22 protein-coding genes are annotated in these 24,871 nt (G+C 61.1%); 13 read left to right on the forward strand and 9 right to left on the reverse strand.

All coding sequences use genetic code 11. The features are described 5' to 3' along the window. The 3 genes from hutU to hutI are packed head-to-tail and all read right to left on the reverse strand — an operon-like array spanning nt 1 to nt 4,476. Entirely contained in the window at nt 1-1,686 is a 1,686-nt protein-coding gene (gene hutU, locus GDN47_RS24145) for a urocanate hydratase (RefSeq protein WP_152094422.1), read from the reverse strand. 1 nt (nt 1,687) lies between these two features. Further along, nucleotides 1,688-3,223, reverse strand: coding sequence for a histidine ammonia-lyase (gene hutH / locus GDN47_RS24150; protein ID WP_113331566.1), 1,536 nt, complete (start codon nt 3,221-3,223; stop codon nt 1,688-1,690). Beyond that, the gene (gene hutI / locus GDN47_RS24155) at nt 3,220-4,476 is read right to left on the reverse strand and encodes an imidazolonepropionase (RefSeq protein WP_113331565.1); all 1,257 of its coding nucleotides are present in this window, start codon (nt 4,474-4,476) and stop codon (nt 3,220-3,222) included. Before hutI ends, hutH begins: the two co-directional genes overlap by 4 nt. 101 nt (nt 4,477-4,577) lie before the next feature. Here hutI and GDN47_RS24160 point away from each other — a divergent pair, with 101 nt between their 5' ends. Continuing rightward, the gene (locus GDN47_RS24160; RefSeq protein ID WP_152094423.1) at nt 4,578-5,921 is read left to right on the forward strand and encodes a formimidoylglutamate deiminase; all 1,344 of its coding nucleotides are present in this window, start codon (nt 4,578-4,580) and stop codon (nt 5,919-5,921) included. Nucleotides 5,922-6,000: 79 nt separating this feature from the next. After that, nucleotides 6,001-6,720 carry a histidine utilization transcriptional repressor HutC gene (gene hutC, locus GDN47_RS24165; RefSeq protein ID WP_113331602.1) on the forward strand — a complete coding sequence of 240 codons (720 nt, stop codon included), beginning with the start codon at nt 6,001-6,003 and terminating at the stop codon, nt 6,718-6,720. Nucleotides 6,721-6,737: 17 nt separating this feature from the next. On the opposite strand, the gene GDN47_RS32115 is transcribed toward hutC, so the two are convergent. Next, complete coding sequence (locus GDN47_RS32115; RefSeq protein ID WP_173002556.1) at nt 6,738-6,890, reverse strand: hypothetical protein; 153 nt, start codon at nt 6,888-6,890, stop codon at nt 6,738-6,740. Between the two features lie 312 nt (nt 6,891-7,202). Here GDN47_RS32115 and GDN47_RS24170 point away from each other — a divergent pair, with 312 nt between their 5' ends. Continuing rightward, entirely contained in the window at nt 7,203-7,817 is a 615-nt protein-coding gene (locus GDN47_RS24170) for a single stranded DNA-binding domain-containing protein (RefSeq protein WP_113331563.1), read from the forward strand. Between the two features lie 96 nt (nt 7,818-7,913). On the opposite strand, the gene GDN47_RS24175 is transcribed toward GDN47_RS24170, so the two are convergent. Continuing rightward, nucleotides 7,914-8,384: an Lrp/AsnC family transcriptional regulator gene (locus GDN47_RS24175; RefSeq protein ID WP_113331562.1), complete on the reverse strand. Its 471-nt coding sequence runs from the start codon at nt 8,382-8,384 to the stop codon at nt 7,914-7,916. A 149-nt stretch (nt 8,385-8,533) separates the two neighbouring features. Between GDN47_RS24175 and GDN47_RS24180 the strand changes: the two genes are divergently transcribed. The 5 genes from GDN47_RS24180 to GDN47_RS24200 all read left to right on the forward strand — a co-directional run bounded on the left by GDN47_RS24180 (nt 8,534) and on the right by GDN47_RS24200 (nt 14,476). Further along, the gene (locus GDN47_RS24180; protein ID WP_069611656.1) at nt 8,534-9,283 is read left to right on the forward strand and encodes a tryptophan 2,3-dioxygenase family protein; all 750 of its coding nucleotides are present in this window, start codon (nt 8,534-8,536) and stop codon (nt 9,281-9,283) included. A 455-nt stretch (nt 9,284-9,738) separates the two neighbouring features. Continuing rightward, nucleotides 9,739-11,097 carry an Nramp family divalent metal transporter gene (locus GDN47_RS24185; RefSeq protein ID WP_113421200.1) on the forward strand — a complete coding sequence of 453 codons (1,359 nt, stop codon included), beginning with the start codon at nt 9,739-9,741 and terminating at the stop codon, nt 11,095-11,097. Nucleotides 11,098-11,229: 132 nt separating this feature from the next. Further along, complete coding sequence (locus tag GDN47_RS24190) at nt 11,230-13,101, forward strand: M23 family metallopeptidase (protein ID WP_113421201.1); 1,872 nt, start codon at nt 11,230-11,232, stop codon at nt 13,099-13,101. Between the two features lie 162 nt (nt 13,102-13,263). Then, nucleotides 13,264-13,920, forward strand: coding sequence for a TetR/AcrR family transcriptional regulator (locus GDN47_RS24195; RefSeq protein ID WP_113353759.1), 657 nt, complete (start codon nt 13,264-13,266; stop codon nt 13,918-13,920). A gap of 178 nt (nt 13,921-14,098) precedes the next feature. Continuing rightward, nucleotides 14,099-14,476 (forward strand): DUF427 domain-containing protein, encoded by a 378-nt coding sequence (locus GDN47_RS24200; protein WP_113421202.1) that lies wholly within the window; start codon nt 14,099-14,101, stop codon nt 14,474-14,476. Here GDN47_RS24200 and GDN47_RS24205 read toward each other — a convergent pair. The 4 genes from GDN47_RS24205 to GDN47_RS24220 all read right to left on the reverse strand — a co-directional run bounded on the left by GDN47_RS24205 (nt 14,473) and on the right by GDN47_RS24220 (nt 18,719). Further along, nucleotides 14,473-15,543: an ABC transporter ATP-binding protein gene (locus GDN47_RS24205; RefSeq protein ID WP_113331557.1), complete on the reverse strand. Its 1,071-nt coding sequence runs from the start codon at nt 15,541-15,543 to the stop codon at nt 14,473-14,475. The genes GDN47_RS24200 and GDN47_RS24205 overlap by 4 nt on opposite strands. Nucleotides 15,544-15,565: 22 nt before the next feature. Next, a complete protein-coding gene (locus tag GDN47_RS24210; RefSeq protein ID WP_015341575.1) occupies nt 15,566-16,414 on the reverse strand; it encodes a carbohydrate ABC transporter permease in 849 nt (282 codons plus the stop codon). Beyond that, nucleotides 16,407-17,345, reverse strand: coding sequence for a carbohydrate ABC transporter permease (locus GDN47_RS24215; protein ID WP_113331556.1), 939 nt, complete (start codon nt 17,343-17,345; stop codon nt 16,407-16,409). The genes GDN47_RS24210 and GDN47_RS24215 overlap by 8 nt, the downstream gene beginning before the upstream one ends. Before the next feature lie 72 nt (nt 17,346-17,417). Continuing rightward, nucleotides 17,418-18,719, reverse strand: coding sequence for an ABC transporter substrate-binding protein (locus GDN47_RS24220; protein WP_145321946.1), 1,302 nt, complete (start codon nt 18,717-18,719; stop codon nt 17,418-17,420). A gap of 221 nt (nt 18,720-18,940) precedes the next feature. Here GDN47_RS24220 and GDN47_RS24225 point away from each other — a divergent pair, with 221 nt between their 5' ends. From GDN47_RS24225 to GDN47_RS24245, 5 genes are all read left to right on the forward strand, one after another. Beyond that, nucleotides 18,941-20,143: an ROK family transcriptional regulator gene (locus GDN47_RS24225; protein WP_113353764.1), complete on the forward strand. Its 1,203-nt coding sequence runs from the start codon at nt 18,941-18,943 to the stop codon at nt 20,141-20,143. A 40-nt stretch (nt 20,144-20,183) separates the two neighbouring features. Further along, the gene (locus GDN47_RS24230) at nt 20,184-21,284 is read left to right on the forward strand and encodes a Gfo/Idh/MocA family protein (RefSeq protein WP_152094424.1); all 1,101 of its coding nucleotides are present in this window, start codon (nt 20,184-20,186) and stop codon (nt 21,282-21,284) included. 24 nt (nt 21,285-21,308) lie between these two features. Beyond that, nucleotides 21,309-21,950, forward strand: coding sequence for a ThuA domain-containing protein (locus tag GDN47_RS24235; protein ID WP_152094425.1), 642 nt, complete (start codon nt 21,309-21,311; stop codon nt 21,948-21,950). A 757-nt stretch (nt 21,951-22,707) separates the two neighbouring features. Continuing rightward, nucleotides 22,708-23,790 carry an ABC transporter ATP-binding protein gene (locus tag GDN47_RS24240; protein WP_113353766.1) on the forward strand — a complete coding sequence of 361 codons (1,083 nt, stop codon included), beginning with the start codon at nt 22,708-22,710 and terminating at the stop codon, nt 23,788-23,790. Nucleotides 23,791-23,799: 9 nt separating this feature from the next. Continuing rightward, complete coding sequence (locus GDN47_RS24245; protein ID WP_113421208.1) at nt 23,800-24,870, forward strand: ABC transporter ATP-binding protein; 1,071 nt, start codon at nt 23,800-23,802, stop codon at nt 24,868-24,870. Nucleotide 24,871 lies beyond the last annotated feature (1 nt).

A 24,871-nucleotide genomic window follows, 5' to 3' on the forward strand; every position in this document is an offset into this window, starting at 1 on the left:
TTAGTTCCCCAGGATGGCCGGCAGGCGCAGGCCCTGCTTCTTGGCCCAGTCGAGCGCGATGTCGTAACCGGCATCGGCGTGGCGCATGACGCCGGTCGCCGGGTCGTTCCAGAGAACGCGCTCCAGGCGCTTGGCCGCATCATCCGTGCCGTCGGCGCAGATGACCATGCCGGAGTGCTGGGAAAAGCCCATGCCGACGCCGCCGCCATGATGCAGCGATACCCAGGTGGCGCCGGACGCGGTGTTGAGCAGGGCGTTCAGGAGCGGCCAGTCGGAAACGGCATCCGAGCCGTCCTTCATGGCTTCCGTTTCGCGGTTCGGCGAGGCGACCGAGCCGGAGTCGAGATGGTCGCGGCCGATGACGACGGGCGCCTTCAGCTCGCCGTTCCTGACCATTTCGTTGAAGGCAAGTCCGAGGCGGTGGCGATCGCCGAGACCGACCCAGCAAATGCGCGCCGGCAGACCCTGGAAGGAAATGCGCTCGCGCGCCATGTCGAGCCAATTGTGCAGATGTTTGTTGTCGGGCAGCAGCTCCTTCACCTTGGCATCAGTCTTGTAGATATCTTCCGGATCACCCGAAAGGGCAGCCCAGCGGAAGGGGCCGATGCCGCGGCAGAAAAGCGGGCGGATATAGGCCGGCACGAAGCCCGGGAAAGCGAAGGCGTTTTCGAAACCCTCTTCCTTGGCGACCTGGCGGATGTTGTTGCCGTAGTCGAGCGTCGGCACGCCGGCATCCCAGAAGGCGACCATGGCTTCGACATGCACCTTCATAGAGGCACGGGCGGCAGCTTCGACGGCCTTCGGATCGCTCTCGCGCTTGGCCTTGTGTTCGGCGACCGTCCAGCCGATCGGCAGATAGCCGTTCAGCGGGTCGTGAGCGGAGGTCTGGTCGGTGACGATATCCGGGCGCGGGCCACCGGCCTTCATGCGCTTCACCAACTCAGGGAAGATCTCGGCGGCATTGCCGAGCAGGCCGACGGACTTGGCTTCACCAGCCTTCGTCCACTTGTCGATCAAAGCAAGCGCTTCGTCGAGCGTCTTTGCCTTCTCGTCGACATAACGGGTGCGCAGGCGGAAATCGATGCGGGTTTCGTCTGATTCGACGGCAAGGCAGCAGGCGCCGGCCATGACGGCCGCCAGCGGCTGTGCCCCGCCCATGCCGCCGAGACCACCCGTCAGGATCCACTTGCCCTTGAGATTGCCGTTATAGTGCTGGCGACCGGCTTCGACGAAGGTTTCGTAAGTGCCCTGCACGATGCCCTGCGTGCCGATATAGATCCACGAGCCGGCCGTCATCTGGCCATACATGGCAAGGCCCTTCTTATCCAGCTCGTTGAAGTGATCCCAGGTCGCCCAATGCGGCACGAGGTTGGAGTTGGCGATCAGCACGCGCGGCGCATCCTTGTGGGTGCGGAACACGGCAACCGGCTTGCCGGACTGCACCAGCAGCGTCTCGTCTTCGTTGAGCGTCTTCAGCGTCGCGGCGATACGGTCGAAGTCGTCCCAGGTGCGGGCGGCGCGGCCGATGCCGCCGTAGACGACCAGCTCGTTCGGGTTTTCCGCAACGTCCGGATCGAGATTGTTCATCAGCATGCGCAGCGGCGCTTCGGTCAGCCAGCTCTTGGCGTTGAGCTCCGGACCACGAGGCGCGCGGATTTCGCGGATATTATGGCGTGGGTTGGTCATGTCACATCTCCAAGGAGGGCAGGATGTTGGTTGAAATCGAGGCATTGAGCACGCCGGAGCCGATAAGCTCGCTGGCGGCTTTCAGGTCGTTCGCCATGTAGCGGTCCTCTTCCAGCGACGGCACGGCGGCGCGGATCGAAGCAATGGCAAGGGTCAGTTCCGGGCTGGTCGTCAGCGGCGCGCGCAGCTCGACGCCTTGGGCGGCGGTCAGCGCCTCGATGCCGATGATGCCGAAGAGGTTTTCGGTCATTTGCAGCAGGCGGCGCGCGCCATGACAGGCCATGGAAACATGGTCTTCCTGGTTGGCGGAGGTCGGGGTCGAGTCGACGGAGGCCGGATGCGACATCTGCTTGTTTTCGGACATCAGCGCCGCCGAGGTCACTTCGGCAATCATCAGGCCCGAGTTCAGGCCTGGCTTCTTGGCGAGGAAGGCCGGCAGGCCGTAGCTGAGCGCGGGATCGACGAGCAGCGCAATGCGGCGCTGTGCGATCGCGCCGATTTCGCAAACGGCGATCGCAATCTGGTCGGCAGCAAAGGCAACCGGCTCGGCATGGAAATTGCCGCCGGAAACGACAGAATTGTCAGACAGGACAAGCGGATTGTCGGTGACGGCATTGGCCTCGACTTCAAGCGTGCGGCCGACAGAGCGCAGGAGGTCGAGGCAGGCGCCATCGACCTGAGGCTGGCAGCGGATGCAATAGGGATCCTGCACACGCTCGTCGCCTTCGATATGGCTTTCGCGGATCACGGAACCGGCCAGCAGCCCGCGAAGGGCTGCGGCGGTATCGATCTGACCCTTATGGCCGCGCAGCGTATGAATATCGGGATGGAATGGGGCGGAGGAGCCCATCGCAGCATCCGTCGACATCGCGCCGGTGATGAGGGCGGCCTGGGCGGCACGATGGGCGCGGAAGAGACCCGCAAGCGCAAGACCGGTCGAGACTTGCGTACCGTTGATCAGCGCCAGCCCTTCCTTGGCGGCGAGCACGACCGGCGTCAGGCCGGCCTTTTCGAGCGCCGCCGCGCCGGAAAGCCGCTCGCCGGCATAAAAGGCTTCCCCATGCCCCATCATGACGGCGGTCATATGCGCGAGCGGCGCGAGATCGCCCGAAGCACCGACGGAACCCTTTTCGGGAATGACGGGGACGACGCCCTTTTCGAGCATGCCTTCGATCAGCCGCACCAACTCCAGCCGCACGCCGGAGGCACCGCGCCCGAGCGAAATGAGCTTCAGCGCCATGATGAGGCGAACGACGTTTTCAGGCAGCGGCTGACCGACGCCGCAGCAATGCGAGAGGATGAGATTGCGCTGGAGCGTCGCGACATCGGCGCTGTCGATCTTGATCGATGCCAGTTTGCCGAAGCCAGTGTTGATGCCGTAAACCGGCGCATTGCCGGCAGCGATTTCGGCAATACGGGCGGCCGCCTTGGCGATGCCGGCATCGAAGGACGCATCGAGCTTAGCCGGCTCACCGCTCCAATAGATCGTCGCCAGCTGCTGCAGCGAGACGGAACCCGGATGGAGAACGACAGTCATCGGTTGAACCTCTTTCCCTTAAAGACATGTGCATGGAGGGGATTGAAGCCGATGCGGTAGACCAGCTCCGCCAGGCTTTCGACATCCCAGATGGCAAAATCGGCCGACTTGCCGGCCTCGAGCGTCCCCGTTTCGCTCAGAAGACCAAGGGCACGCGCGCCTTCGCGGGTGGCGCCGGCGATGCATTCCTCGACCGTCAGGCGGAAAAGGGTGGCCGCCATGTTCATGGTCAGCAGCAGCGAGGTCAGCGGCGAAGTGCCGGGATTGGAGTCGGTCGCAATGGCGATCGAGACGCCCGCTTCACGCAGGGCCTGAACCGGCGGCTTCTGTTTCTCGTTGATGGCATAGAAGGCGCCGGGCAGCAGCACGGCAACCGTACCCGCCGCAGCCATCGCCTTGACGCCATCCTCATCGAGATATTCGACGTGATCGGCTGATAAAGCACCATAGGAGGCGGCAAGCTTGGCACCGCCGAGATTGGAAAGCTGTTCGGCATGCAGCTTCACCGGAATACCGAGCGACTTGGCAAGATCGAAGACGCGCGCGATTTCCGCCGTCGAAAAGGCGATGCCTTCGCAGAAGCCGTCGACGGCATCGACAAGACCTTCGGCATGGGCCTGGCTGAGGCCCGGCAGCACGACGTCAGTGATATAGTCGCCATTACGACCTTTATACTCCGCTGGCGCCGCATGCGCGCCGAGATACGAGGTGACGACGCGAACCGGGCGGACTGTCTCCAGCTTGCGCGCGGCCCGCAGCATCTTCAGTTCGGATTCAATGTTGAGGCCGTAACCTGACTTTACTTCGATTGTCGTTAGGCCTTCGGATAGCAGCGTATCGAGGCGCGGCAAGGCCACAGCGACAAGCTCATCCACCGACAGCGCCCGCGTTGCATTGACGGAGGAGACGATACCGCCGCCGGCACGGGCGATTTCTTCGTAGCTCGCGCCTTCCAACCGCATTTCGAATTCGCGGGCGCGATTGCCGCCATAAACGATATGCGTATGGCAATCCACGAGCCCGGGTGTCACCCAGCGCCCTTCGAGGTCGATGCTTTCGGCGCCCGATGTATCGGGCAGATCGGCTTCGCTGCCGGCAAAGACGATACGGCCGCCCTTGGTCAGGATCGCGCCCTTCTCGATAGTACCGAGCCGGGCCTCGCCCTCTTTCAAGGTTGCAAGGCGAGCGTTGCGCCAGACGCGGCTTGCCGTATCGCCGTCCTTGCCATCTTCGGAAAAATTATTCCCACCCATCAGCTTTACGCCTTTCCTCGTTGGCTCATAATGTATATACATAATCGAAAGGCTGACAAGAGGGATTTTGGACTCCATGTCCGAAAGGAAAGGGTGAGACCATGACGAGACTTCATGCACGCTCGGCACTGCTTGGCGACGGATGGCACGAGGATGTAAGGCTGACCCTCGAAGGCGGCCGCATCGCCGAGATCGCGACCGATGTCGCTCCCGAAGCCGGCGACGACAGGCAGGATGTTCTGGTTCCGGCGATGCCGAACCTGCACAGCCACGCCTTCCAGCGCGCCATGGCCGGCCTTGCCGAAGTCCGCGGCCCGGCCAATGACAGCTTCTGGAGCTGGCGCACCGTCATGTACAGATTCGCTTTGTCGATGACGCCGGACCATGTCGAGGCCGTCGCCGCACAGCTCTATATGGAAATGCTCGAAGCCGGCTTCTCCCGCGTCGGTGAATTCCACTATTTGCATCATGACAAGGATGGCAGCCATTATGCCAATATCGCCGAGCTGGCCGAGCGCATTGGCGCCGCCAGCTCCGAAACCGGCATTGCGCTGACGCTGCTGCCCGTCTTCTACGCTCATTCCGGCTTCGGCGGTGCCGCTCCCATCGACGGCCAGCGCCGCTTTATCAATTCGATCGAGAGCTTCGAAGCCCTTATGGCCGGCTGCCGCCCGGTCACGAGCCGCCTGCCTGGCGCCGAACTCGGCATCGCGCCGCACAGCCTGCGGGCCGTGACACCGGAAGAGCTGGCAAAGCTCGTGCCGATCGCCGGCGATGGGCCGATCCACATCCATGTCGCCGAGCAGGTGAAAGAAGTGGAGGATTGCATCGCCTGGTCGGGTGCCCGGCCGGTGCAATGGCTGCTCGACAATGCGCCCGTCAATGAGCGCTGGTGCCTGATCCATGCCACGCACATGACCGAGGATGAGACGCGGCGCATGGCTAGAAGCGGCGCGATCGCCGGCCTTTGCCCGATCACCGAAGCCAATCTCGGCGATGGCGTGTTCCCGGCACCGCTATTCTTGGAGGAAGGCGGCCACTACGGCGTCGGTTCCGATTCCAATATTCTCATCTCCGTGCCGGAGGAGTTGCGGCAGCTCGAATATTCGCAGCGCCTGGCGCTACGCGCCCGCAACGTCATTGCCACGACGGGCGGTTCGACCGCCCGCATGCTGTTCGACGGCACTCTGGCGGGCGGTGGCGCGGCTCTCAAGGCACCGGCCGGCCTCGCCGTCGGTAATCACGCCGATATCGTTTCGCTCGATGTAAGTGCGGTACCCTATCTCTCCGGCGACCGTATTCTCGATCACTGGACCTTCGCCGGCGGCGTCACCGTGGACGGCGTGTGGGCCCTGGGTAAAAAGCAGGTGGACGAGGGCCGACATCTGAGGAGAGAGGCAATCACCACGCGATTCCGCAAGGCGATGGCTGAACTTATCGGTTAAAAACCGCTTTTCCTCCCATCGATTGACCCCTAAATAACTTGCGGGAAATCCCATGTCTCACACGGAACAGATGGGTGGCATGACCACGAGCAAAGAGGCGACCCTCCATCAGCGCATCTTGAGCGATATCGAAGGCCGGATCGTTTCCGGCGCCTGGCCTCCAGGGCATCGCATCCCGTTCGAGATGGACCTGGCGGAGCAGTATGACTGCTCGCGCATGACGGTAAACAAGGTGCTGACCCAGCTTGCGCGTGCCGGCTTGATCGAGCGGCGAAAGCGCTCGGGCAGCTTCGTCACGCATCCGCAGGCACAATCCGCCGTGCTTGAGATTCACGACATCAAGTCCGAGGTCCTGTCACTCAATCTGCCCTACTCGCACAGGCTGATAAAGCGTGCCGAGCGGCGTGGGCGGCCGGAGGACGCGCGCAGGCTGCAGTTCGTCGGCTCTATCCCGGTGATAGAGATCACCTGCATCCACTATGCCGGTCCGCGCCCCTTCTGCCTGGAAAATCGCGTCATCAATCTCGACGCGGTGCCGGAAGCGGCGAAGGCAGACTTCGAAACGCTGCCGCCAGGCCCCTGGCTCCTCAACCAGGTGCCGTGGAGCACCGCCGAACATCAGATCCGTGCCATATCGGCCGAAGGCGACGCCGCCGCCAATCTCGATATCCAGAAGGGTGCGGCATGCCTCGTCGTCGAACGGCGCACCTGGAGCGCCGCCGGTCCGATAACCCATGTCCGCCTCACCTATCCCGGTGATCGTCACAGCCTTGTGGCGCGCTTTACGCCCGCAAGCTGACCATTCCCGGCGCCAACTTAGGGGCGCTGCGGCGACTCTGTCGGCGGCGGAATGAGGCTATCGGATTGCCGGACAGGCTGGGCAGGATCGACCAGCAGGATACTGAGCGCAATCAGAACCAGTGCCAGAATCAGGAGGATTCCGATCAAAAGCGGACGAATCGCGGTCATTTCGTTCTCCAATCTCCCCAGCCCAGCGACAAGCGCGATAGGGAATTCGAGATAACCAGCGCAGTCTAACGGTAAACGTTAAGCAATGCTTGATGTTCTGCGAAAAAATGGGCTTTTTCCAGGAATTTCTGCCCGCGCCGAACGGGATAGCAATCTCACGCTTGTTTGAATGGCGGGTGATGGAAGCGGCGCATAGGATCGCGATGTAGATGGCTTCGAAGCCGCCCCGCGGCTTCCGTCGACCAATTCCAACCTTCTTACCAAGCACGACCGGCGCATCGCGCGGCCGATATTTCAAGGGAGACCCCACCCATGGATCGCAAACGTCTGATCGCGGCTGCGCTGATGCTCTCCGTCCCCATGCTTGCCGCGTTGCAAAGCGCCGAGGCTGCCGAGCGTGTAAGGGTGCGTGGCACCGTGGAAAGCCTCGATGGCGACACGCTCAAGGTCAAGTCCCGCGACGGCAAGGACGTGACAGTCGCGCTGAGATCCGGCTGGAACGTCGGCGGCGTCGTCAAGGCCGCCGTCAGCGACATCAAGCCCGGCGACTTCGTCGGCATCGCCTCGCAGCCGACCGACAGCGGCATCAATGGCGCGATCGAAGTCGTCATCTTCCCGGCCTCGATGAAGGGAACCGGCGAAGGCGATCGCCCCTGGGATTCAGCGCCGAACAGCTCGATGACCAACGCCACGGTCGCCAATGCCGTAACGTCCGTCAGCGGCCCGACATTGACCCTCACCTACAAGGGCGGCGAACGCAAGATCAAGATTCCGGATGGCACGCCCGTAGTAACACTGACATCGGCAACGAAAGCAGATCTGAAGCCCGGTGCCGGCGTCTTCATCACCGGCGAGCAAACCGGCGAAACCACCGTCTCCGCCGACCGGGTTGCCGTCGGCCTCAACGGCACCGTGCCGCCGATGTGATCGCTCCGATCCAGTAACTCCTTTTCCCTTGTCGATGTCGGCGAACGACTGATACGCCGTGTCGTCGGCTCGACGCCATATGACGACGGCCGATAGTTATTCGCCGACATGCAGCATGGCCTCGGCCAACGAAATGTCCGACTTGATCTCCCGCGTCGACATCGACGTCACGGTATGCCGGACGCCCGGCAGCCGGTTGAGCTCCTGCCGAAGCAACCGGTCGAGCGCCGCCATATCGGTCGCCAGAATATGCAGGAGATAATCCGCCTCGCCCGTTGTCGCATGACAGCGCCAGATCAGCGGATGGCGGCGTACGGCGGCTTCGAAGGCATCGAAGCGCTCGACATCGATCGACACCTGCACGAAAGCCTCCAGCCCGAAGCCGAGCTTGGCCGGGTCGAGAAGCGTCCTGTATCCCCGGATCATACCCGCTTCCTCCAGCGCTTTTACGCGCTTCCAGCATGGCGTCTTGCTGAGACCGGCCAGATCGGCAAGCGCAGCAAAGGAGAGGCGGGCATCAGCCTCCAGCGCGGTAATGATCTTACGATCTACGGCATCCAACTCCATCGTTCTCTCCATAGCCACAAAGATGATCGATCGTACTCTATTTTTTCCAAAATGGATGACAAATAGGAACAATGTTCAAGCTGAATTTCGTATCCTTGAAAGCGAGCAAATATGCTGGACGGCCGAAGGCCGGAACAAAGGGGACGAAGATGCAGAAGAAAGACTATTACGCGCGCATCGAGGCGCCCGAAATGCGCGACTACGGCGTCTACCTACAGTGCGACAAGCTGCTCGCCTGTCAAAAGCCGTTGAACGGCATGGTCAACGGCGACGAACTGCAGTTCCAGATCGTCCATCAGGTCGAAGAACTCTGGATGAAGCTGATGGCCTATACGCTGGTCGATGTCATCGGCTTCATGGAGGAGCGCAACACGCATCGCGTCGTGACCCTTATGGGCCGCGTGCACCGGATCATGCGCATGATGACGACCCAGCTCGATCTTCTGGAAACCATGTCCCCGAAGGAATATCAGCAGATCCGCCTGCAGCTCGGCAATGGCAGCGGCCAGGAATCGCCCGGCTTCGGGTTTCTGCTGCGCATGCCACCGGATCTCTGGCACGCCTTCAAGGCGAACTATCTCGATGCCGCCGGCCTGACGGTCGCGGATATCTATGACGATAAATACGATCACGGCGACAGCTACGTGGTGGCCGAAGCGCTGGTCGAGTATGACGAACTGTTCCAGAAATTCCGCGCCAATCACATCTATCTGATTCAGCGCTCCATCGGCCTCGGCTCTAAATCGTTGAAAGGTCGTCCCGTGGAGCTGCTACAGGCCGGCACGCGCCATCGCTTCTTCCCCGATCTGTGGGATATTCGCCACGAAATGACCGATCGCTGGGGTGGCCAATATGGCGTCGTCCGCGATTCCATTTCCAAGCACGACGCGGCCGAATAGGTTCTGACCGGCGACCGTCTTCCGCCGCTTCGGTGGCGGAGGGCCGCCCGGACAAGATTAAGCGAGCTGCGCCAAGCCTCAGCACTCACGCTCTAAGACGCATCGGCCCGCCATGGGCAAAAGACACCGTCTCGCCGCTCGCAACCTCCTGGTTGATCCAACCTTCCCTTCACAGACGCAGGCATTACCAGCGCCGCCCACCCCGACACCCGTCTCCTAAAGCGCGTCGCGATCTTTCAGAGTCGTTTCCCGCGCTTTAGGTTTTTGATTTTGTGCATGTCGTTGTCGCAAAACCGCTGCACACTTTTGCGCGACATGCTTTAGGCAAACGACCGGCAGGCCACAGCCTCGGCTGGAAGCGATGCAATGACCATTGAAATATAGCCTATTGCATAATTTTGTTATCGGTCATATTTATTTAGTGGTCTCATAGCACGATCCTCCCGGAGCCCCGCATGACGCAAGTTCAGGAAGCTGCAGTACAGGGGCGCGCATGGCAGTTTGCCAGCCGCGACGAGGACGATCGTCCGAGCCTTCCCGAAGTCAATGCCACGGTTAAGGTTCCTCATGGCGGCAGCTGGATTCGGCGCCTGATTGCTTTCGTCGGCCCCGGTTACATGATCTCCGTCGGCTATATGGACCCCGGCAATTGGGCGACCGATCTCGCCGGCGGCGCGCAGTTCGGTTATACGCTTCTCACCGTCATCATGCTGTCGAACCTGATGGCGATCCTGCTGCAAGCGCTTTCCGCAAGGCTCGGCATCGCCACCGGCCGTGATCTCGCCCAAGCCTGTCGCGATCACTATCCACGGCCGGTCAATCTGGCACTGTGGTTCGCCTGCGAGCTCGCCATCATTGCCTGCGATCTTGCCGAAGTCATCGGTACGGCGATCGCATTGCAGCTGCTCTTCGGAATTCCGCTGATCGGCGGCGCGCTGATCACCGCGCTCGACGCATTTTTGTTGCTGCTGCTGATGAGCAAGGGCTTCCGCTACCTCGAAGCTTTCGTCATCGCGCTGCTGACCGTCATCGCCATCTGTTTTGCCATCCAGATCGCCGCGGCCGCACCGCCGGTGGCCGCGATCCTCCAAGGCTTCATCCCCTCGCCCGAAATCGTCACCAATCACGAGATGCTCTATATCGCCATGGGCATCATCGGCGCGACGGTCATGCCGCACAATCTCTATCTGCATTCCTCCATCGTCCAGACCCGCGCCTACAAACGCACTGAAGAGGGCCGTCGCGATGCGATCAAATGGGCAACCATCGACAGCACCGTCGCCCTCATGCTGGCGCTCTTCGTCAATGCCGCGATCCTGATCGTCGCAGCTGCCGCCTTCCACACCAGCGGCCATTCCGACGTCGCCGAGATCGGTCAGGCCTACGAGCTGTTGTCGCCGCTGCTCGGCCTCGGTATCGCCTCCACCCTTTTTGCGATCGCGTTGCTCGCATCCGGCCTCAACTCGACCGTAACGGCGACGCTTGCCGGCCAGATCGTGATGGAAGGCTTTCTCCGGCTCAGGATTCCGCACTGGGCAAGGCGACTTTTGACCCGCGGCCTCGCAATTATTCCGGTTGTGTGCGTGACCGCCATTTATGGTGAAAAGGGCACTGCGAACCTGCTCGTGCTGAGCCAGGTCGTGCTATCAATGCAATTGCCCTTTGCCGTCATTCCACTGGTCCAATTTGCCACGAATCGCGAGAAAATGGGCAGTTTCGTCATCCCCAGAAGCGTCGCGGTTCTCTCGTGGATAGTTGCCGCGATCATCCTGGCACTGAACTTCAAACTGCTCTACGACACCATCTTCGGTTGACGAATCATCTTGAACGCGCAAATCTCGCCCTGTGGATGATCACGGCAGTTAACCGACTCGTAATATTTGCCTAGATTTTGCCATGATTTGCCCTAGTTTGGGCCCACCGCAATCTGCAGGGTTCCTCACTTCATGGCCGAAAGTCCATTGCGCGTTCAATTTCCTGCAGAGGCTGCGATCCAGGCGCGGCCGCATCACGATTTTCATATTCCCTTTCTGCCGCGCTCTGCCCATCTTCGCCACCTGATCGTCATCGGTCTCGCAGGCACTGCCTCCTTCGGCCTGCTCGCCACCGTGCTCTATCCCCTGCTGGCGCGTCACACGATCGAACGGGCGACGCCGGTGCGCACGGCCCAGCTCGCGCGCTCTCAACCAGCCATGCGCAAAGCCAGCCGGCTGGCTGCAAAACAGCGCTTCGACGGCGCCCGCTTTGCGCAGGTGGCCGAAAAATTATCCAGCGGCGAAACCCGCATTTTCACCTATCATCGCACGACGCTGGTCTTCAAATCCGACGAAACCGCCCTGGCACGTGACGGCGGGGGCGCCATGAGTGCCTCCTATGGCGACGAACGCGCCGACAATGTGGCATTTTCGCCGCCTTCGCTTTCCGATATCCGCCACGGCATCTATCCGCAGACCACGCATTACGATGCCGTGCGCCGCTCTCGCTTTCCGGTTCGCGGCGTGCCGCTGAACGTCAGCGTAGCGCGCGCGACGACCGGCGAAGCCGGGCGCGAGTTCCACAGGCTCGTATCCATGCCGAAGGACAAGCAGGATCTTCAGGATATCCTGGCGTCTGCCGGCCTCGGCAGCGACGCCGGCGACGAGCTGCAGCGCGCCCTGGAGACCGATACCGTTTCCCCCGGCGACAGCCTGGAACTGCTGCTTGAGAAAAAAGGCCCCAATGCCCGCCCGAAGCTGATCATGGCGCGCCTCAGCGGCGACAAGACGCCAGAGCGCGTCGTTGCCCGCGATGATGCCAATGGCTTTGTTCCGATGGCCAATGACAGGCTGTTTTCCACGCTCTACAGCGAAAGCCAGGCCGAAGCTCCATCCTCGACGGAGGTCGCCGCGGTCGATTTGAAGGGTGTCGACGAGAGCGACGAGCGGGCAGTCAGCGACAAGCTCGAAAGAGCCGGCCTCACCAAGGAATATGCCTCGCAGCTCATCAAGCTCGCCAAGGCCAAGGGCATTTCGCTCACCAGCATCGACGATGCTCCCGACAGCGTCGACCTGCTCTTCCGCAAGGCGGAAGATGGCCGCACCGAACTGATGTTCATCGAATTCCATGCCGACGGCGACACGCATCGTTTCTATCTGCATAAGAATGAAGGCGAAGGCCCCTCGGAATTCTACGACGAGAGCGGCCACTCGATCGCGAAGTCGCTTGTGCACCGGCCCGTGCCGAATGGCACGCTTGGTGACGGCTTTGCCTGGCGCATCCATCCCATTCTCGGTGTGAAGAAATTCCACAACGGCGTCGATTTCCGTGCGCCGATGGGAAGCCCCATCCAGGCCGCCGGCGACGGCGTCGTCGAAAAGATCTCCTGGGAAACCGGCTACGGCAAATATGTCCGCATCCGCCACGACGGCGGCTACGAGACCACCTATGCCCATATTTCAGCAACGCCGTCGGATCTTCGTGTCGGCCAGCGCGTCACCCAGGGCCAGGTCATCGCCTATGTCGGCTCGACGGGCTACTCCACCGGCCCGCATCTCTATTACGAACTGCGCGTCAACGGCCGTTACGAAAATCCGCTGACAGCGCAATTGCCCGCCGGCACCAATCTGACCGGCAAGTCGCTCGACAGCCTGCGCTCACAGGTCAACCACGTCGAGAACATCATGAGCTACCTCGACGTTCCGCCGGCTCGCGGCAATCCCTCCGCCCCCTTCGCCAACTTCGAGCAGGGGCCGAGCTTCGGGCCAAATTCAGGATCGGATTTCGGACCGAATTTGGGACCGGGCTTTGGGCCGAGCCATTTCGGCGCGCCGTCTCCATAAGCCAGCCAGAAATCCGCACGAACGTCCTTCCCGATCCTTGCAAACCCGATTCCCGCGGGCGGCAATGGCGCCTCGATGACGAATGCGATAACAATCCTTCTGTATTTCGCCATGGAGAAGATATCGCCGCGCGCCATCTGACGCGATGCCGGATATCCTCACATGGTAACCTGCAAGGAGCAGAAATTGGCGCGCAAGCCGTTGCCGGAACCAAAACCCATGCTGCCGAATGAAAGCAGGCGTCTGCGCGCAGATGCGCGACGCAACTATGGCAAGTTGATCGAAGTTGCAGCACAAGCTTTCGCCAGCCATGGCACCGCCGCCTCCCTGGAAGACATAGCTCGCCGCGCGGATGTCGGCATTGGCACGCTCTATCGCCATTTTCCGAGCCGGGAACACCTGGTGGAAGCGGTTTATCATCACGAAGTCGAAGCACTGTGCGATGCCGCCGAAGAACTTTCACGCGAGCGCCCACCGGATGAAGCTCTGGAGGAATGGATGCATCGCTTCGTCGGTTACATCGCGACGAAGCGGGGCATGGCCGACAGTCTGCGCATCCTTTTCAACAGCAATTCCAAGCTCTTCGCCGACAGTTACGGCAAGGTGCCGGTCGCGCTCGCAAGTCTCATCGACCGCGCAGTCGCCGCCGGCGCGATCCGCACCGACGTCGACAGTACCGACGTGCTGCAGGCACTTTCCGGCACCTATTCCATGCCCGATTCACCGGAATGGTATGACCGATCCCGCCGCCTCGTACGCCTCCTCATGGATGGCCTACGCTGGGGGGCCTTGAAAACGCCGGGGTCGCAAGGGACCTGATAATCGGCAGGATGCTTCCTATATCCCTTTGAACTGAGATTGTCAGGCGAGTTTGGTTCTGCTGCAGTTTCGTGCATGGCCCCGCATCGCGGGGAGAGGGCTAGGGTGAGGGGTAGACCACATAAGCGGCAGCAGAACCAAACTCATCTGACATTCACCAAAGTTGAGGAGAGCCAGAATGTCCGAAAGAGCAGTCAAGATCCCCGGTCCCGATCATCCAATCACGATCGAGGAAAAGCAGGCCCATGTCATCGTCTCCGTCGCCGGCAAGGTGATCGCCGATACGCATGAGGCCCTTTCGCTCAAGGAAGCATCCTATCCAGCCGTCATCTATATCCCGCGCAGGGATGTCGACATGTCCTCGCTGGAAAAGACCAGCCACGAAACCTACTGCCCCTACAAGGGCGAATGCTCCTATTACAGCATTCCGGCCGGCGGCGAGCGCTCGGTTAATGCCATATGGAGCTATGAAAACCCCTATCCATCCGTCAGCCGGATCAAGGATTACATGGCCTTCTATGCCGATCGCGTCGATTCCATCGATGTGAGAACCTAAAGAGCCAGGCCGCTCGCGGCGTCGAAGACATAGACCTGCTCCGGGCTCACCGAGACATTCAGCGGCTGCCCATAGCGCACCGGCGCCTCGCCATCGACAACAGCCGTCACCTGTTCGCCGGCAAGGTCGAAGAGCACGTGTGTCTGGGCGCCGGTCGGCTCGACCAACAGCGTCTGACCGGTAAGGGGCGAACCGGCACTTGCAAGGCTCAGATGCTCGGGCCTCAAACCAACCTTCACGCTCTGGCCCGCCTTCACCTTGCGTTCCCCAGCGATGCGGATCGGCGTGCTGTCCTTCAGCCGCACGGCAGGAACGCCCTCGACGCCTTCGACCACGCCATCGAGAAAATTCATGGCCGGCGAGCCGATGAAGCCGGCGACGAAGAGATTGGCCGGCTTGCGATAAAGTTCGATTGGCGTGCCTTGCTGCTCGATGCGGCCCTGGTTCAACACCACGATCCGGTCGGCCAGCGTCATCGCCTCGATCTGGTCATGGGTGACGTAGATCGAGGTCGTCTGCACCTTCTGATGCAGTGCCTTGATCTCGGAGCGCATCTGCACGCGCAGCTTCGCATCGAGGTTGGAGAGCGGCTCGTCGAACAGGAAGACGGCGGGATTGCGCACGATGGCGCGGCCCATGGCGACGCGCTGGCGTTGACCACCGGAAAGCTGCGCCGGCTTGCGGTCGAGCAGCTTGGTGAGATCGAGCATGCGTGCGGCTTCATTGACCCGCTGTTCGATCACCTGCTTGGTCTCGCCCGAAAGCTTCAGGTTGAAGCCCATATTCTCGGCGACCGTCATATGCGGATAAAGCGCGTAGGATTGAAAGACCATGGCGATGTTACGCTCGCGCGGCGTCATCGAGTTGACCACCTGCCCGCCGATCGACACATCGCCATCGGTGATTTCCTCCAATCCGGCGATCATCCGCAGAAGCGTGGATTTGCCGCAACCGGAGGGGCCGACGAGCGCGATGAACTCTCCGTCCTCGATCGAAAGCGAGATATCGTGGATGACGGTCAGCGCCCCATAGGCCTTGTGGATGTTATGCAGTTCGACGGATGCCATGTTGTTTGCGCTCCAGTAAGGCTCAGGATTTCACGGCGCCGGCAGTCAGACCGGCAATGATGTGCTTCTGCGCCAGGAAGAAGACGATGACCGTGGGCAGGATGGTCAGCGTGATGAAGGCGAGCACCAGCTCCCATTCCGTGCCGAATTCGCCGCTATAGACCATCATGCCGAGCGGCCAGGGATAGATCGAATCCGAGTTCAGCATGATCAGCGGCAGGATATAGCTGTTCCAGCTGCCGACGAAGGAGATGATGCTGACGGTCGCGATGATCGGCCGCGAAAGCGGCAGCGAGATATGCCAGAAGAAACGGATATAGCCGCAACCGTCGACAAAGGCCGCCTGGAACAATTCTTCCGGAAGGTTTCGAAAATAATTCCGGAAGAGCAGGATGCTCATACCGAGGCCGAACGCCACCTGCGGCAGCACGACGCCCCAATAGGTGTTGAGCAGGCCGAGATCGCGGATGCGGATGAAGAGCGGCAGGATGGCGGTGGCGGCCGGAAACATCAGGCCAATGAGGAAATAGTTCAGCAGGAAATTCGAGCCGAAGAATTTCACATGCGCGAAAGCGAAGGCGGCCATGGCCGAGACCGACAGCGTCAGGAACACTGTCAGCACGGCGATGATCAGAGAATTCATCATCTGCCGCCAGTAGCGGTCGCCGAACAGAATGCCGGTATAATTCTCGAAATGCCACTCGGCCGGCAGACCAAACGGGTTGGTGCGGAGATCGCCGAGCGTCTTGAAGCCGCCGAGCGCCGTCGTCAGCAGCGGGATCAGCACGATCGCGGCAATGATGGTCAGCGACACATAGAGATAGATCTTTGTGCCGGTGGTCAGTCGAACGGATGAGGCCAGATCAGTCATTGCGCATAAATATCCGTTTATAGCCGAAGGCGAGGGTGACGCAGATCACGAACAGAACGACGCCGACGGCGCTGCCGAGTCCGACCTGCATGCGGGTGACGCCGAAATTGTAGAGGAAGGTCACCATCGTCTGGGTCGAGTTGAACGGGCCGCCGCCGGTGAGCGGCATGATCATGTCGAAGAGCTGCAGCGATCCTACGACAGCGAAGAAGACAGAAAGACGCAGCGTCGAGCCGAGCAGCGGCAGCGTCACGTAGCGGAATTTCTGCCAGCCGGTAGCGCCGTCGATCTCGGCCGCCTCGAGCACGCTCTTGTCCAGCGACTGCATACCGGCGATGAAGAGCATCATGTGAAAACCGAAATATTTCCACACGATCACGCCGAGCACGGCATACATCGCGAGATCCTTATCGGCGAGCACGTAGGGCGTCGGCGTGCCGAGGAAATGCGCGATCGCGGCGAACAGGCCGTAGTCGCCGTCATAGACGAAGCGCCAGATCAGACCGGCAGCCACTTCGGCCAGCACGTAAGGCAGAAAGAAGATCAGCCGGAAAAGCACTACGCCGCGAATGCGGTGCGCCAGCATCGTCGCGAGCCAAATGGCAAGCGGCACCTGGATGGCGATCGACACGACGATGATCAGCGCATTGTTCTTGAGCGACGTCAGAAAGGCGCCATTCTTGAAGAGAACCTGGAAATTGCGCAGCCCGACGAACTCGGTCGGCGGGCCGTAGCCGTTCCAGCGATAGAGGCTGTACCAGGCAGCTTCACCCATCGGCAGGATGACGAAAATGGTGAAAAGCAGCAGCGCCGGTGGCAGGAACAGCAGAATGACGGGCAGGCGGCCACGCGCCGCCGGCGACTTTCGTTTCGCTGCGGGTCTTACTCTTGCGACGGAAGGCATGGCGGTCGTGGCGCTGACATCGGTCATGGGCAGTCTCGACAGTTGCAATTCAAAGAAGAACCGGCGCCGGCACAAGGGAGAGGCCGGCGCCGGAGGGCGCTAGAGCTGGTCCTGCTCGAAGGCATCCTGGACCTGCTGCGCGCCATCCTTCGGCGAAATCTGGCCGGAGACGATGCCGACGGCCACATCGTTGACGACGCGGCCGACCGAGGGGCCGAGATCCTGGTCGAAGAAGTTCTGATGCCAAGTCGAATGCGCCAGCTGGTCGGCAGCCTCGTGCATCAGCGGACCCTTGACGCCATCTTCCGCACCGACGGCAACCGGGATGATCATGCCGGCTTGCGCCATGGTGCGCTCGTTTTCGGCATTGGTGAGATAAGCGAGGAAATCGAGCGCCTCGGGCGGGGCTTTCTTGGTGACAGCCCAGCCGTTCAGCCCGCCGAGCGTATCAGTCGGAAGGCCGGCACCGCCGGTCACGGCCGGGAAGGCGAAGCGGCCGATATTGTCATCCGCCAGACCCTTGCCGTCACCGGAATTGGTGCGCTGGTTGGCAACGGTATTTTCGAAGCCGAGGATCATTGCAGCCTTGCCGTCGCCGAAGACGCCGAGCGCCTGCGGCCAGGTGGTGCCGAGATAGCCGGGCTGGAAAGGTTCGAGCTTGCCGAGCTCTGCAAGCTGTTCGCCGGCCTTGATGATAGCCGGATCGTTGAAGCCGTTGCCCTTGCCGTTCTTGGCGTCGTTGAAGACCTGCTGACCGCCGTCGCGCATCACCAGATAGCTCCAGTAGAAATGGATCGGCCATTTCTCTCCGCCGCCGCCGGCGATCGGCGCAATACCGGCAGCCTTGATCTTCTTGACTGCGGCCAGATAATCGTCCCAGGTCTTGATAGAGCTCGCATCGACGCCAGCCTTGGCGAACAGCGCCTTGTTATAGAAGAAGGAAACCGTGCCGAGCTTATACGGAACGGCGCTGATTTTGCCGTCGAAGGTCAGGCCCTTGATGGCCGCCTGATTGTAGCTCTTGAGCCAAGCGCCATCCTTGGCGTTCATTGCCGAAGTCAGATCCAGCAGCGCGCCGGTCTGCTGCTGCTGCTTCAAGACACCACCGCCCCAGCTGAAGAAGAAATCGGGCGCGTCCTTCGATTGCAGCAATGTCGGCAGCTTCGCCTTGAACGCCTCATTGGCCAGGAACTGCATCTCTATCTTTGTGCCGGGATGCTTGGCCTCATACTGATCCGCGATCTTGCGCCAGACGGCGACATAATTCGGATCGGTTTCCAGATGCAGCCATTTGACGACGGTATCGGCAGCAGCGCCCGTCGCGCCGGCGAGAATCGCCAGTCCAGTCGTGGCGGCGACAGCCGCGATGCGAAGGGCTTTGGCCCCGCGTAGATGGATCATGATTTTCTCCTCCCAAGGGAACCAAGAGCCTCAGATATTTTTTCCCTTATGCGGAATAATTCAACGGAGCTTTGCTGAAATGTCAACCGCCAACGCTAAATTTTCGGCAGACCGTCTGCAAAATGGCTTGACATTGGGCAATGGCCATAGGCTATTTAATTCGCATTCCGTTAAAAATATCAGGCCGCAGCCGAGCGGGTCCGTCATTCGGCGCCATTCTCATGAAAACAGCAGATCCCGAGCTTATGCGGGCGATAAACCGCTTCAATGTGCTGGATACGATCCGGCGGGCGGGCTCCATCGCACGTATCGAAATCAGCGACCGCACCCAGCTTTCCACGACCACAGTCTCGGCAATCACGGCCTCGCTGCTGGATGACGGGCTGATCCTGGCCCGCACCGAAGGCGACCTGCGCGAGGCGGCCAGCCGCGGCCGGCCCCGCGTCATGCTGGAGCTCAACCCGGATGCCGCGCGCGTCGTCGGTGCGAAAATCGCCGCCAATCGCATGGTCTTCGTCGTGACGGACTTTTGCGGCGAGGTTCTCTCGACGCTGACACTGGCGCTGCGCGTCGACCGCCAACCGATCGGCGTTATCGCCGATCTCCTCGAGGATGGCGTGCGCCGCTGCGTCGTTGACGCCAATCTGGCGCTGGACGAGATCGATTCCGTCTGCCTCGGCCTGCCCGGTGTCGTCGAGCACCGCACCGGCCATGTCCGCACCAGCCCGATCTTCCGAGAAGCCGGCGTCGATTTCGCCAAGGAAATGTCGGAGCGGCTGGGCGTGACCACCATCGTCGAAAGCGATGCACATGCCATCACGCTCGCGCACCACTGGTTCGGCAAGGCGAGAGACCTGGACGACATGGTACTGGTATCGCTAGAGCAGACGCTGGGCCTGGGTGTTCTGCATGGCGGCCAGCTCTTTCGCGGCGCCGGCGGCCTCAGCCATAACCTTGGCGACCTCGTTCTCGGCATGGGACCACAGGGCATCATTCGTTTGGCAAGCCTTGCCGGCGAGAGCGCCATTCTCGGCGATCAGCCGAGCGGCCGTTTTGCCGAAGCCATCCGCCTCGGACGCGGAATGGCGCATGCCAAGACGCTGATCGATGCCGAGGATGTCTCGCTCATCAGCGCGGCCATTCGTGCCGGCGAGGCCTGCGGCATGGCGCTCGCCAACATCGTCACGCTGTTTGCCCCGCCGCGCGTCATTCTCGTGGGTTCGAGCCTGGCGCTCGGCCAGCCCTTCCTCGACAGCCTGCGGGAGGCCTATTCACTGGCTATTCCACCGTCGATCAGGGGTGTGACCGAACTGGTTTTCGACCAGTCGACCGACGAGACCTGGGCGCAGGGCGCCGCCGTCGTGGCACTGCGCGAACTCTACGAATCGCCCTGGGGAACGACGGGGCCGGCACCGGCCCTGTGATTTCGCAAGACAGCAAAGACAATTCATCTGGAGGAATCTTATGAACAAGGTCGGCATCGGCATCATCGGCTGCGGGAACATTTCCGGCGCCTATCTCACCGCCATGAAATCCTTTCCCATTCTCGACATCAAAGGTGTCGCCGACCTCAATCGCGAGCTCGCCGAGGCAAAGGCCGCTGAATTCAGCTTGAAAGCGGTCGACATCGCCACGTTGCTGGCGGACCCATCGATCGAGATCATCGTCAACCTGACTATTCCGAAGGCGCATGTCGCCGTCGGCCTGCAGGCGCTCGAAGCCGGCAAACACACCTATTCGGAAAAGCCGCTCGGCATCAATTTCGCCGAAGGCAAGAAGCTGGCGGATGCCGCTGCCGCCAAGGGGCTGCGCATCGGCGCTGCCCCCGATACCTTCCTCGGCGGCGGTCACCAGGCGGCGCGCGCCATCATCGACGAGGGCGCGATCGGCATCCCGGTCGGTGGCACCGCCACCTTCATGTGCCCCGGCCATGAGCGCTGGCATCCGAATCCGGCTTTCTATTATGAAGTCGGTGGCGGCCCGATGCTCGATATGGGTCCCTATTACATCACCGATCTCGTCAATCTGCTCGGTCCCGTTTCCCAAGTCGCAGGCTTTGCCGTCACGCCGCGCAAGGAACGCATCATCACCAGCGAACCTCGTAATGGGGAACGCATCCCCGTGCATGTGCCGACACACGTCGCCGGTGTCATGGCCTTTGCCAATGGCGCGGTCGTCCAGATCGGCATGAGCTTCGATGTCGCCGGCCACAAGCATGTTCCACTCGAAGTCTACGGCACCGAAGGCACGCTAATCGTGCCCGATCCCAACCGCTTCGGCGGCCCGGTGGAGTTTTTGAAGAAGGGCGGCGAATTTGCCGAGCGCGAGATCACCGCGCCCTATGCCGACGGCAATTACCGTTCGCTCGGCGTCGCCGATCTGGCGCACGCCATCCGCTCGAACCGTCCCCACCGCGCCAATGGCAGCCTCGCGCTGCATGTGCTCGAGGTCATGGAAGCCTTCCAGACGGCTTCCGATACGGGTCGCACGGTCGCCATCACGACGCAAACGGAGCGTCCCGCCCCTCTGTCCGAATCCCTGGTGGATGGGCAGATCGGCCGCTAACCAAGTAATTTCAGGAGGATTATCATGCGTGAAGCACTTATCGTCTGGGGCGGCTGGAGCGGCCACGAACCGCAGGAATGCGCCCACATCATCCGCGACATGCTGGAAGAGGACGGTTTCAAGGTCTATCTCGAAAACAGCACCGAGGCCTTTGCCGACCCTTCGATCCATGATCTTAGCCTGATCGTGCCGATCGTCACCATGTCGAAGATCGAGAAGGAGGAGGTGAAGAACCTCGCCGCTGCGATCGAAAGCGGCGTCGGCATAGCCGGCTATCATGGCGGTGCTGGCGATAGTTTCCGCGAGAGCGTCGAGTACCAGTTCATCATCGGCGGCCAATGGGTCGCCCATCCCGGCAATATCATCGACTATACGGTCAATATCACCCGCCCGGACGATCCGATCATGGAGGGGATTACCGATTTCCCCTACACGTCGGAGCAATATTACATGCATGTCGACCCCTCGAACGAGGTGCTGGCGACCACCACCTTCACCGGCGATCATGCCTACTGGATCGACGGCGTCGTCATGCCGGTCGCATGGAAGCGCAAATACGGCCAGGGCCGCGCTTTCTATTCCTCGCTCGGCCATCAGGCCAAGGAATTCGACGTCCCGCAGATGAAGACCATCTTCCGCCGCGGCGCCAACTGGGCGGCGCGCTAAGTCCCGTCCATTTCGAAAACTGCCGCTCCTCATAATGCTTGAGGGGCGGTTCTGCGTCGGTAAACGATGACGGCGCGAGCGCGCACATGGCAGATTTCATCGCTTCGAGCAAATGATAAGCAGGCAGGGCAGACGCCCGTGAATGGAGCTTGGGCATGAGCTCCATCCCGCATCCTGCCATCGATCACCTTCCCTATTCACCGCCGGATATTGCAGATCCTGCCTCGCACTCAGTGCCAGGCTCCGAAACGCACGACTGTTCGGACGGGCGATCAGGCTCCGGCCGGCCATGATGCGAGTGGACGCATCGAAAGGGACAGCAGCCTCCATTTGCAATTCCAATCAATTGCTTACCGGATTGAGAATAAATCGCTAAAGCACGCCAGAGATGAGATTCATGAAGCGAAACTGAAACGCGGTCAGTTTTCGTTTGACATTCCTTTATCTTCATTTATCGTCATTCTTGTTTCGGTTTTCGCGTGAGGGATGCAAATCGAAACAAGGGGAGGAATAATTGTCCGAAAATCAGATCAATACGGAAAACGGCTTGGTTTGCGGCATCGGCCGCACCTCCATTGACCTCGCGCGGCACCATTCAAGTCGATGCGATGTTTCCGCAGGCAGATCGGCACAATCCACCTCCCGACAACCATAATCTCAGCAATAGACACCGCCCGGCGACGGCATTTCCGGACGGATCAGTCTCTTCGCGATCCTCGCGGCAGCATCGATATGCGGCGCATGGAAGGAATCTATCGTGCTTGAACTCAGGGGCGTATCGAAGTCTGTCGGCGGCGAAACCCATATTGCCGAAACAAATCTGACGCTGCAGCGCGGCACGTTGAACGTGCTTCTGGGGCCAACGCTGTCTGGCAAAACGTCGCTGATGCGGCTGATGGCCGGCCTCGATAAGCCGACCACTGGCACGATCCACGTCGATGGCAAGGATGTCACCGGCCAGCCGGTGCAGCGCCGCAACGTCGCCATGGTCTACCAGCAATTCATCAACTATCCCGCCATGACCGTTTATGACAACATCGCCTCGCCGATGCGGTTGAGCGGCAAGAGCGCGGCGTCCATCGACAAGGAAGTAAAAAAGGCAGCCGATCTTTTGCGCCTCGGCCCCTTCCTTGATCGCCTCCCCTTGAGCCTTTCCGGCGGCCAGCAACAGCGTACGGCACTTGCCCGCGCCATCGTCAAGAATGCCGGCCTCGTGCTGCTCGACGAGCCGCTCGCCAATCTCGACTACAAGCTGCGTGAGGAGCTGCGCGCCGAATTGCCGAAAATCTTCGCCGAATCCGGTGCCATCTTCGTCTACGCCACCACTGAACCCTCCGAAGCGTTGCTCCTTGGCGGCAATACGGCGACCCTGGCGGAAGGCCGCATCACGCAATTCGGGCCGACGATCGATGTCTTCCGCAATCCTCGCGACCTGATTACCGCCACCACCTTTGCTGATCCGCCGCTAAATACAATCGCGCTCGATAAACGCGGCCGGGAATTCCTGCTCGACAGCAATATTCGCCTGCCCGTACCAAGGGGCTTGGAGGATCGGCCGGATGGCCGCTACACAATCGCCTTTCAGCCGCATCATCTCGCGCTCGCGCCGCAGACGCCGGAAGCCGTCGCCGCCCCGGCGCGTGTCATGGTGACCGAAATCACCGGCTCGGAGAGCTTCATTCATATCGATTTTGCCGGTCAGCGCTGGGTGATGCTGACACAGGGCGTGCAAGATATCGATGTCGACGATGCGATCGATGTCTACATCGATCCGCGCCACATCATGGTCTTCGACACCGATGGCGCCGCCGTCACCCCCGCCCTGCAACAAGCCGCCTGAGGAGAGACTATGGCCCGCATCGATCTTGACCACATCAGGCACGCCTACAACGATCATCCTAAATCCGACGCCGACTATGCGCTGAAGGAAGTGAACCACAGTTGGGAGGACGGCAGCGCCTATGCGCTGCTCGGCCCTTCCGGCTGCGGCAAGACCACGCTTCTCAACATTGTTTCGGGCCTGGTGCAGGCTTCCGAAGGCCGCATCCTCTTCGACGGCAAGGATGTGACGCGGCTGTCGACCCAGGAGCGCAACATTGCGCAGGTCTTCCAGTTCCCGGTCGTCTACGACACGATGACGGTCTACGACAATCTTGCCTTCCCGCTGCGCAACCGGCATGTCCCGGAGACAGAGGTCAAGCGCAAGGTCGATGAGATCATCGAGATGATCGGCCTTTCCGACAGCGCCCACCGCAAGGCGCGCGGCCTGACGGCCGATGCCAAGCAGAAGATCTCGCTCGGCCGCGGTCTAGTGCGCTCGGATGTCAACGCCATCCTGTTCGACGAGCCGCTGACCGTCATCGACCCGCATATGAAGTGGGTGCTGCGCTCGCAGCTGAAGCAGCTTCACCGCCGCTTCGGCTTCACGATGGTCTATGTCACCCATGACCAGACGGAAGCGCTGACCTTCGCCGACAAGGTCGTGGTCATGTACAATGGCGAAGTGGTGCAGATCGGCACGCCAAACGATCTCTTCGAGCGCCCGCGCCATACTTTCGTCGGTTATTTCATCGGTTCGCCCGGCATGAACGTCATGCCTGTCGAAATCGAAGGCAATAGCGCGCGTATCGGCAACCGTATGATCGCGCTGCCCGGCGCGCCGAAAGAAAAGCGGGCCGGCCGTTCCGAACTCGGCATTCGCCCCGAATTCGTCCGCATCGGCCGCGAGGGCATGCCCGCCACAGTTACCAAGGTCGAGGATCTCGGCCGCCGCAAGGTGGTCCGCGCCAAACTCGACGGCCAGGAGATCGTGGCGGTCATCGGCGAGGACCAGACGGTGCCGGCCGAGCCGCACATCGCCTTCGATCCCGCCGGCATCAATATCTACGCCGACTCCTGGCGCATCGAGATGGGAGCCTGAC

The organism is Martinezella dioscoreae (assembly GCF_009176305.1).
GTDB lineage: Bacteria > Pseudomonadota > Alphaproteobacteria > Rhizobiales > Rhizobiaceae > Rhizobium > Rhizobium dioscoreae.